The 9300-nt window shown below is 43.0% G+C and carries 5 protein-coding genes and 1 pseudogene; 1 reads left to right on the top strand and 5 read right to left on the bottom strand.

Annotated features, from left to right (window positions below; all coding sequences use genetic code 11):
• The 5 genes and pseudogenes from BKD14_RS15710 to BKD14_RS15690 form a co-directional block, all read right to left on the bottom strand.
• Window positions 1–426: a hypothetical protein gene (locus tag BKD14_RS15710; RefSeq protein WP_075657182.1), complete on the bottom strand. Its 426-nt coding sequence runs from the start codon at window positions 424–426 to the stop codon at window positions 1–3.
• A 135-nt stretch (window positions 427–561) separates the two neighbouring features.
• Entirely contained in the window at window positions 562–1830 is a 1269-nt protein-coding gene (locus BKD14_RS15705; RefSeq protein WP_083647218.1) for a DNA cytosine methyltransferase, read from the bottom strand.
• Window positions 1831–2646: 816 nt separating this feature from the next.
• Window positions 2647–4380, bottom strand: a pseudogene (locus tag BKD14_RS15700) (DUF6119 family protein).
• Between the two features lie 660 nt (window positions 4381–5040).
• Entirely contained in the window at window positions 5041–7020 is a 1980-nt protein-coding gene (locus BKD14_RS15695; RefSeq protein WP_075657181.1) for an ATP-binding protein, read from the bottom strand.
• Between the two features lie 403 nt (window positions 7021–7423).
• Complete coding sequence (locus BKD14_RS15690; RefSeq protein WP_075657180.1) at window positions 7424–8422, bottom strand: diguanylate cyclase; 999 nt, start codon at window positions 8420–8422, stop codon at window positions 7424–7426.
• Between the two features lie 393 nt (window positions 8423–8815).
• On the opposite strand from BKD14_RS15690, the gene BKD14_RS15685 reads away from it, so the two are divergent.
• The gene (locus BKD14_RS15685; RefSeq protein WP_083647254.1) at window positions 8816–9247 is read left to right on the top strand and encodes a methylated-DNA--[protein]-cysteine S-methyltransferase; all 432 of its coding nucleotides are present in this window, start codon (window positions 8816–8818) and stop codon (window positions 9245–9247) included.
• Window positions 9248–9300 lie beyond the last annotated feature (53 nt).

Below are 9300 nucleotides of genomic sequence, written 5' to 3'. Positions count from 1 at the left end.
TTACACTTTCACATTTGATAGGGACGTAATTGCCCTGTCAAGTGCATCAGGAGTTAGATCAATAACCTTATAAACTCTCGCCCCAGAACTATTTGCGAAATGAATTGTTTTCGCGAGAATTTCAAACATTGGTAAGGTTTGCGTTGCACCTAAAGTTCGAGCGACATCATCACACAAATGCTCGGAAAATAAGCCCCTCCATTGTTTTTCATTGTAGGTCGTAGGGAAGCTATCAATATTACTTCGAATATCTTCGAGGCAAGAAAGAATCTGTGCCGTAGTAATTACAAACCAGTTTCTTTTTCCACCACGCCCAGCATTACTAAACAGTATAACTGTAGCTGAAATAGGACGAAGTGCTAGAATCTCTATATTATCTTCGACAATCCTATTAAGAAAATTGTGCTCTTCGCCTTGGTTTTGCATTTTAGTCTCCAAGAAATTTACTACATCAACCGGTAACACAGATATATTTTCAATGAATACTTTACTTCAAAAATTATATCTGTATTCGGTTAAAAGTTAATCTTAAATTTGCTAAATCAAAATCAACTGATATAATTATGGCTTAACCTTAGACACAGCTTTTGAATGCAATGGTGGATGTGCGACCCGCAAAGTCGCCATCAACTCTGTCGCAATGGCTCGGATCACCGGCACAGCGACAGAATTGCCAAATTGTTTATATATCTGTCCATTTCCAACCATATCAATGCGAAAATTTCGCGGAAAACCTTGTAATGCTCTAGTCTCCTCTGGAGTTAGTTTACGTGGGTTTATTCCATCGGGCTGCTCGATCAAAATTTCGCTTCCGTCTTTGGCATATCTTGCACTGATTGTATTGGTATAAGCACTCTCGTGATTAAAAATAGAATACCCAAACCCCTTACCTGCTAAGCGATTTCTCTCTTTGCGCAGGCGATGACCTAGCCATAAACGATCAGAAATTGTAAAACTGCGTGTATAATCACTGTCGGCTTCGAGAATGTCTGACAAACGGCTTGATTGTTGGTAGTTTTCAACGACGCGTTTCAACAATGCTCTAACACTCCCAAAGGGCAAACCCAAATCACGACGAATACCTACGATATAGATTCGCTCACGATTTTGTGGCACACCGAAATCACGCGCTTTCAAGAGAATCGTCTCGGTTTCATAATCCAACTTCGTGCCAAGACTCTGGCGTGCTTCAACCGACATTGGAACCTTATCCGGAATATTGGGAACAGTATCTCCTCTAAGCGTTGAGAGAATTGTTTCCAGTGTTCGTCCACTGTCATGCCCTTTGAGCTGTTTAACGTTCTCAAGTAGAAATGCTGCAGGATGATGATGAGCTAAAATCCTTTGAATTTCAAAGAACATAGTCCCGCGTGTATCGTGAAACCCAGCACGCCGCCCCGCCTGAGAGAATGCCTGACAGGGAAATCCTGCCAAAAGAATATCGTGGGCTGCAATATCACATGCCTTGGTGGCCGTTATATCACCTGTCTTATACGGCGGCTCACCAAAGTTCGCTGCATAGGTAGCTTGAGCATGTCTATCCCATTCTGCCGTAAAAACACACTGCCCACCCAACTCTTGAAAAGGCAGGCGCATGCCACCGATCCCAGCAAAGAGGTCTATAAACTTAAAGGTTCCTGCTTGTGAACGATGTGGAATGCCTGTTCTTAGAAGCTGTAAGCGCGCGGCTTCTTTTTTAGGCATTTTAGAAGGATTTTCTCGCCAAAAAGCAAGCTTATCCTCGCCATTCGGCCCCAAATTTAGGATGGTCGAAAGAGTCTTTGTATCAATGCTTAATTGTGTCAAAATACGTGAAATAGGGTCAGACATAAGAAGTGCTATAAGCTACACGTCCCTCAAATCCCAGAACAATCCATCTGGATGTTAAAATTATTTGTTGTGCTTTTTCCTTCGCTCTACTCAATCTAGACTAGCACGCATTTAGTGGTGATTTTTTTCTCTGTGAAAACAGTATTGTCCTTGAATGCTATTAGTTGTCTATAACTTAATGGATAATTTTGTTGTAATAGATTGTAAAAGTCATACATCTATCGGGCCACTCACATTTAATGCCGCGTTTCATCTGATTCACGATTTTTTACGACAAACAATCTGTATGACACAAATACTGAAAGTGCTTATTCATCAAGCTAAATATGAACAAAATAAAAATTTTCCATACACTCCTAGCGAAAAACGACTTTCTCCAGTTACCGAAGATTTGACTGCTTTAATGCGGGCACATAACAGGCACAAGACCTCAGTCGGCAGACGCTTAACGGCATCAACCTACTCTCAAGCGGCAGCTCTCACATTCTTTAAAGCCCCTCTTCACCTCTATAACCACAAGATTTCAGCCAAAGACCCCGCACTCGAAATGCGGCGTGGGGGCAACTCCATCGTGGGTTCGAATCCCACCCTCTCCTCCAGTTTATCATATTAAATCAATTAGTTAGATGAAAACATATTGTTTTAAAACAATTTCAATGCGCGGCGTGTTGTCAATTGTGATCAGGAGCCACATTTCCGGCACTGAACCGTTTGTCAAATACTTGGGGCTGTTTTATGCGGACGCTTCACTCAATAAGCGGCGATTAGCCCCGGCGATTCACTCCTTAACGATGCAATCTATATCCTACGAAGCCGTTACTCGACAATCTCAAATGGCCAGCCATGATAACTTGAGAACGCACCGTCCTCCGCTCTTTTCACTATCAACCTATAGCGCGTTCCGGCGGGGCTTTCTCGGACTTCTTTCGGACACGATTTTATCGGAATTGCAGGATCATATCCCTGACCATTGACCGCTCTTACTTCGGTCTTGCCGTTGTCCAGCTCTATGATCTCGATAACTATTTTCTCGTGCTTGGGATGACCGTTCTTCTTCGGACTTTGGTCTTCTATGAACATTAGAACGGACGGTATTTTTCGAACATCAAGCTGCTGCATGTTACGCATAAGACTGATTTTCGAAAACAGCGGCAGATTATCCGATCTATCGTTGCTGTTCTTATGTGTGATGATGCCGAAAACGACCTTGAAGTCGAACGAATCGAGAGGCGCGAGAAATGTTTCTGAATCGTTCCCGTTTAACTTCTCCGTCACCAGTGCCTTTATCTTTTCGCGAGAGACTGTCTCCAACTAGATAAGGTCAGCCGAATTGACACTTTGATTGAACAAATGGCTCAGGTGAGAAGAACGGGTTGAAATCTTAAGATGGTAGAAGAACGAGCGATGGCCGCATGAGGCCCCAGCGTCGGCACTAACCGTATAGATATCACATGGCTCGATTTGCGTGCTACCTGCTGGGCTGATATCTGTCTGGTCAAGGCAGATAAAAGCATTGTTCCAGCCAGGAATGGCTGCGTTGTAACCTCCCTCGCTATAAACGGCTTTTCCGTCTTTAACGGCATCGTGATTGTAAGGTGGTAGATCGGAGTTTGCGCATTTTGCGTCGAGATAGTTCTTCAACCGTTCAATGTAGCTTTTTTCGACGCGATACCATTTCCCCTCACACAAATGGTAGACGAGGCCCTCTCCCTCGGGTTCTCCATCGCAAATCAGAGAACGATAGACGCTATAGGTCCGGCCGGGCGCTCCATCGACATCCGTCAACATCATTCGGAAGTCTTTGAAGCTCTCAACCGTTATGCCGGCGAGATCATAGTCTTGTCCGAGAAATTGGTAGAATTCCTCCAGCGAAATATCCGGGAAGACATCGCTGGCTCGACCATCACCGTGGAAGATGCAACACGTATTATCCCGATAATCTATGATGTCTGGGATCGTCAGTGTGGCTTTACCGTCCTTCGCCCTCAGGGAATTTAACAGCAAATTATCAAGTTCGGTGATTTTGAGTGGATCGTTGACCGGCGATATATTCTGTATGTTAGGAAATAAGTCTTTGTAATCGTCCGAACTATAGAGAGTGAGCAAAGTCTCGCATATGCCCGGTAACTCGCTGGGTTCGAGGTTGAGACTTAATTTTAGCGATACCGAGCCAGTCGCATTCTTGAACAGCTCCTCATATTCTTCTTTAACCCTGCCGGTAAGACTCTTGATGATTTCGCTATTTCCATCGAAATCAAGATAGGTAAGTTCGGTCGAAACCGGCACCTGAGTTCTTTTTCGGCGCGCTACGCCGGGTGCGACCATGTCGGCGCTCTTCAATTCGTTTGGATCGACGCTGTTCAGCGTTACCCTTAGGCCAAAATCGTATTCGTAGGCGGCGTCGTTCAGATGATGGAAAACCTGCCCGAAAGATAGAGCGAACCAGCGTCCACCGACCGGAAGAAAAACGAGCGCCCCCTTAAATTGCTGCTCGAGAGGTTCTGTAACGCCGAAATAACCTCTCCACCATGGGAGGTTTCGGAGCGGCATTGAGTATGTAAAGCGCTGCACCCTCTGGCAGATCGGTTGCTTCGGCTACCTCAAGATCGTGATCTTCTCTCAGAGAATTCGCCGGTTCGAAATCTTCTTTCAGTAGATAAATAGAAAATGGTCGTGTTTTTCCCATGATAATCCCCCCCAAAGGCCCACTCGGAAACCCTAGCATAAGTTCAACGGAATAAAAGGCAATCGACATTCAGCAGCAGTCTGTAAACCTTGCATATGTAGCCCGTTTCCTTATTAGGCCTATACGCTCTCTTTTCACTTACGGGGAAGAGAACAATAAAAAAATACAGAGGCAGAGCAGGACGCTTTTGGGTTTGAACTTCAAACGGAGTGCAATTATGTGCAAATAGCCTCTCTGAAAATATTTTTCAGCTTGGATAACTAGCAATTATCAGGGGTTATAATGATTTTGGGCGAGCATAACGCAATCAACTCGCCCGCATGATCATAAAATCTTGTCTAAAATGCCATTCATAAAATCTAATTATCTTTCTTGGCGTTTGATAATTTTATTATGAAATCACGATATTAGTGCAACAATATTTGAGCCACAGCCGCAAGTCCAAACTTAAGTAACCATCTAAGAAAGATCGTCGCATTGTCTTTTTTCAAAACACCTTCTATAGCGCATGCGAATATGGATAATTAGATTTCATTACAAGGATTAGCATTTGAAAGTTCTTTAAATGCATCTATGAATGGCATCGGACATAAGCTGGGGCAGTCTCCAATAACAAGATCAATTACTTTAAGTGCCAATTGCCCTTTTTTGTTTGTGTACGCCCTTAGCGAAGGAAATGCATTATGAAGTGCTTCTTCCATCTTGTGCCCATTACACTCACAGAATGCTTTATCTGTCATAATTTTCAGACCGCGAGAGAAAAATGTTTCTACTTGTCCAGTAGGGGCATGATCCGGATAGGAAAGCTGCGATTGCACAGCATCTGCTATTCTTTGTAAATCAATTACGTTTAGTTGATCAATCCCTACGAATTTCGGCAAATCTTCAGCTGGAGGGTAGCCGGTTCGGATTAGTAGCAATCCGACAAGTAACGGGTTCAAAATTACATTATCAAACGCATAGTGTGTGCCTTTGGCGAGTATATGAATTTGGTTTTTTGCACTTCGGGTTCCATCCCAATCGAGCAAGCCAAAGGTTGATATACTACCATAACTGGCTAACTGTCCCACAACCTTTTCTACAGCCGCGCAGCCTGTACCTTGTTCAATACCATCTTTATTTTTAATACCGGTGGAGAGAAAATTAAGGGAACGAACAAGTTGTAGGTCTGCTTTCATAAGCGTATGCAATCGATCATAAGCTTGGGCATCAACTTCAGCTTCAACAAAAATCTGTCGGCGCTGTGTAAAATCGACCTCCATAGAAGGTAGGCCAACCGTGAGTTTATTCAGTGCTTCACGTTTTGAGACCTTTGCTAATGGTATATCTCCTCGGCTCATCTCATACAGTGATGCCTCTGGTGCTAAGGCTACGGTAACCGGGGAATGTGTAGTCATGATACAATTGATGTTCATTTCTCCAACGACTTTTTCCTGAATTGTCGACATCCATTGATGAAGAACAGCTGGATGTAACGATGCATCGATTTCATCCAACAAAAGGAGCTGTGGTTTTTGAACGCTTGCACGGATCGGATCAATATTCAATAATGCGATCGCGAGGATCACTAGCACCTTTTCACCAGCCGAAAGTGAAGAAAACTCAACATGTTTATTAGCATCATCTAAGCGTTCAAAATACAATACTACTGGATCAATCATGCGCTTGCCGGGAGGCGCGAACCGATAATTAAGACCAAGGGTCTCCATAATAGATGAAAGCTCTTCCCAAGGGGCATGACCGAATTTATTTTGAAACTCCTCCAGGTCAAGCCAATTGGTGGCTGCTGGACGGCCTGCTGTAGCAGCTAATGTTTCATTTTTAATCTGTTCAGTACGATATCCGGCAAAAAGTCGTGGTAGGTATGAATTAAATAAAGAATGGTCTCCCCAAGATCCATATGTGTTAACCTGTTCAAGGGTTACTAATCGAGGTTCAATCTTCAAAACACTAGAGACGCGTTGAATAGCTTTTTGTGAAGCAATGCAAGATGTATTATTATAATTATGTGAAAGCGAGTGGTTCACGTTATTAAACAGCTGATCCAATTGCATAATCAATATTTCGTTGTCTTCAAGTTCCTTCAAGCTACTGATTAATTCCTCACGAGGCATCAATAGAAGCTCAGCCCCTGTTCGCTGGCTAAGCTTCGTATTTTGGAATAACGGCTTGATGTTAGAAACAAAGTACTTAGACATGGCCTCGCGGTGCACTTCGAAAACTGACTGCGATATATTGTTGTCTGCTGAACTTATGCAATCAAACATATCTGATTGCAGTGTCAATGTTGCATTTGTAAGCCTCACTATGCCTGGATGTGCCTCATTTACCATGATATCGCTAGAAAGAGTGATCGCATCGCAGTTAGCGATCTGTAGCTGGATAGCCTCAAGAAGCTGTGATTTTCCAGTCCCATTTAGCCCAACAATCACTAAGAATTCAGGGAGATCAACTGTATCGAAAGGAGGAACTGATTTAAACTGGTTCGATAATGTAATTTTCACTTAATATTCTCATATTTAGAGCGGAACATGCGGAAAATGGATCTATATTTCAATTATTGTTATATACAACAACTATTCATAATATTTCGCAAAATTTCGCCTCAACGTAATAATTTTTACTTAAGTTGCAAATGTTTGCATTTTCAAAATTGATTGCTATATCAGCTCAGCTTATAGGAGATACACAAATGTGGTACATTTCAAATACGCCGCCATGGAGGGCAAAGACGTAAAGCTTTGTATTTATTGAAAACGCAGAAACGAGAAACTTCTTCCACCCTCTCCGCCATTTTATCTTATTAGATCAATTAATTATTTAAAGATAATTTCATTCTCAGTGGGTTGATTTACACCACCTACAGACCATTTGCAGCTAAAAGTCACACTTACCACGCGAAGAAGATCACACTGAAATCCGCACTGCACAACTTCCCATATTCGGGTTATAATAACGATAAGTGGCCTTTCCTGCCGCTTTAGCCGCATATAAAGCCGTATCTGCATTAACAAACACGTCCGGTACTGAATCACCAACTATTCTTGCGATGCCAATTGACGCTCCGAGTTTCAGAAATTGCTTCTCGAATATGAACGGCTCGCTCAAACAATCAATAATGCGCTGTGCAAATTTTTGAACAGCTTTTATGTCCTGACTGTCAGTAGTGATAATGGCAAACTCATCACCACCAATTCTGAATATCTCTTTATAAGAGTGATTAATCGATTTTAGTCGATTACTTATTTCTTTCAGACATTCATCACCTGCGATGTGGCCATATTCATCATTGATCGGCTTGAACCCATCCAAGTCAATTAACAACAGATATCCATGTCCTCTAGCTACTTGATCTCCTTGAATGGCAGATGATAGTTTTAGAAGGAATTGGCTTTTGTTCGCTAAACCAGTCATCTGATCATATTCCGCAAGATACATCATATGATCAAATGACAGTTTTTGATCAGTGATATCTTGTTTCATGCCAAAAATCCGAACAGGTATGTCGTTCTGACACTCAATTGATGCCGTAATACGTATCCAACGGCTCTTACCGCCAAACGTTATTATTTCAGCTTCCAATGTAAAACCGCTACGCGCAGCAATTGCATCTGAACGTCGCTTCACAAGCTCCGCACGAGAGGCTTCAGTATAACAAGCCAAGGTATGAGACCTATCAAGTCGAGTTCCTCGCGGCAATTCAAACAGATCATAGGTATAATCAGACCAAGTCAATTCCTCAGTAGGTAATGCGCACTCCCAAATACCTATTTGTGCAACGATAGAAGACTGACCATATATCTTTTTGTAGTGTGAAAATGTTTGAGCTTGCTCTTTTATAAGCTCCTCTTTTTCAGCCAACTCTTGCTTTAAACGCTTGATTTCTTTCTGAAGCTGGCTCGGCATAAAAAGTCCTACTGCTTGTTACAGCTGAAATTATAAATAATCATAACTTCTAAATTATTAAACTCCAAACAACATACTTCAGCATGAACCTATCTAGATCACGCAATACCAATGCCATGTGATGTAAGTTACCGTGAACCAGTGACATTGCGCAGAAGAGCACGACACGTAAATAGATGACATTAACGTGCTTATAGCGGCAGAAGAAGTTTTACCTTTATTTCCCTCGCTTGCTGGCGCTGCACCATCAGGCATAAAGTGGTAGATTGTCACTGCTTTATGCATTCAAAATATTCAAGCGGAACATTGCTCATGCCGGTATGTTTTTACTCAGGTTGTATTCGGACGCCTATTGGTGAGCTGACCGTTATTGTGAATGATCAGGGCGCGGTTATGCGCCTTGATTTTGAGAATGACAGCCGCGTTCATCCGGCCAATACACAAATCCCTGTTACACAGCACGATGATGCGGCTGTGGCCCATGTCGCCGAGCAGATACATCAGTATTTTGCAAGGGAGAGACGTCATTTTGATCTTACACTTGCACCACTTGGCACACCTTTTCTCAAGGCAGCATGGCAGGAGCTTGCAAAAGTGCCTTATGGTACAGTTGTCACCTATGGTGAACTTGCAGAACGTGCCGGTCATCGCGGCTCTGCGCGTGCTTTTGGCCGTGTGAATGCGATTAATCCGATTTCGATTATTGTTCCCTGCCATCGCGTTATCGGCGCCAATGGTCAGCTAACAGGCTTTAGCGGTGGCCTAGCCAAGAAAGAGGCACTATTGCGTCTGGAAGGCAGCCTTTATCAGGAACGCTTACTCTGACAGCTTGAGTAGCAGTTTATAGCTTTCCCTCATCCTTACTTAAGCGATTGAGG

The sequence above is a fragment of the Pseudochrobactrum sp. B5 genome (assembly GCF_001939785.1).
Classification (GTDB): Bacteria; Pseudomonadota; Alphaproteobacteria; order Rhizobiales; family Rhizobiaceae; genus Pseudochrobactrum; species Pseudochrobactrum saccharolyticum.
The sequence above is the reverse complement of the archived record's forward strand: the minus strand, read 5'-3'. Positions and strand labels throughout refer to the sequence as shown.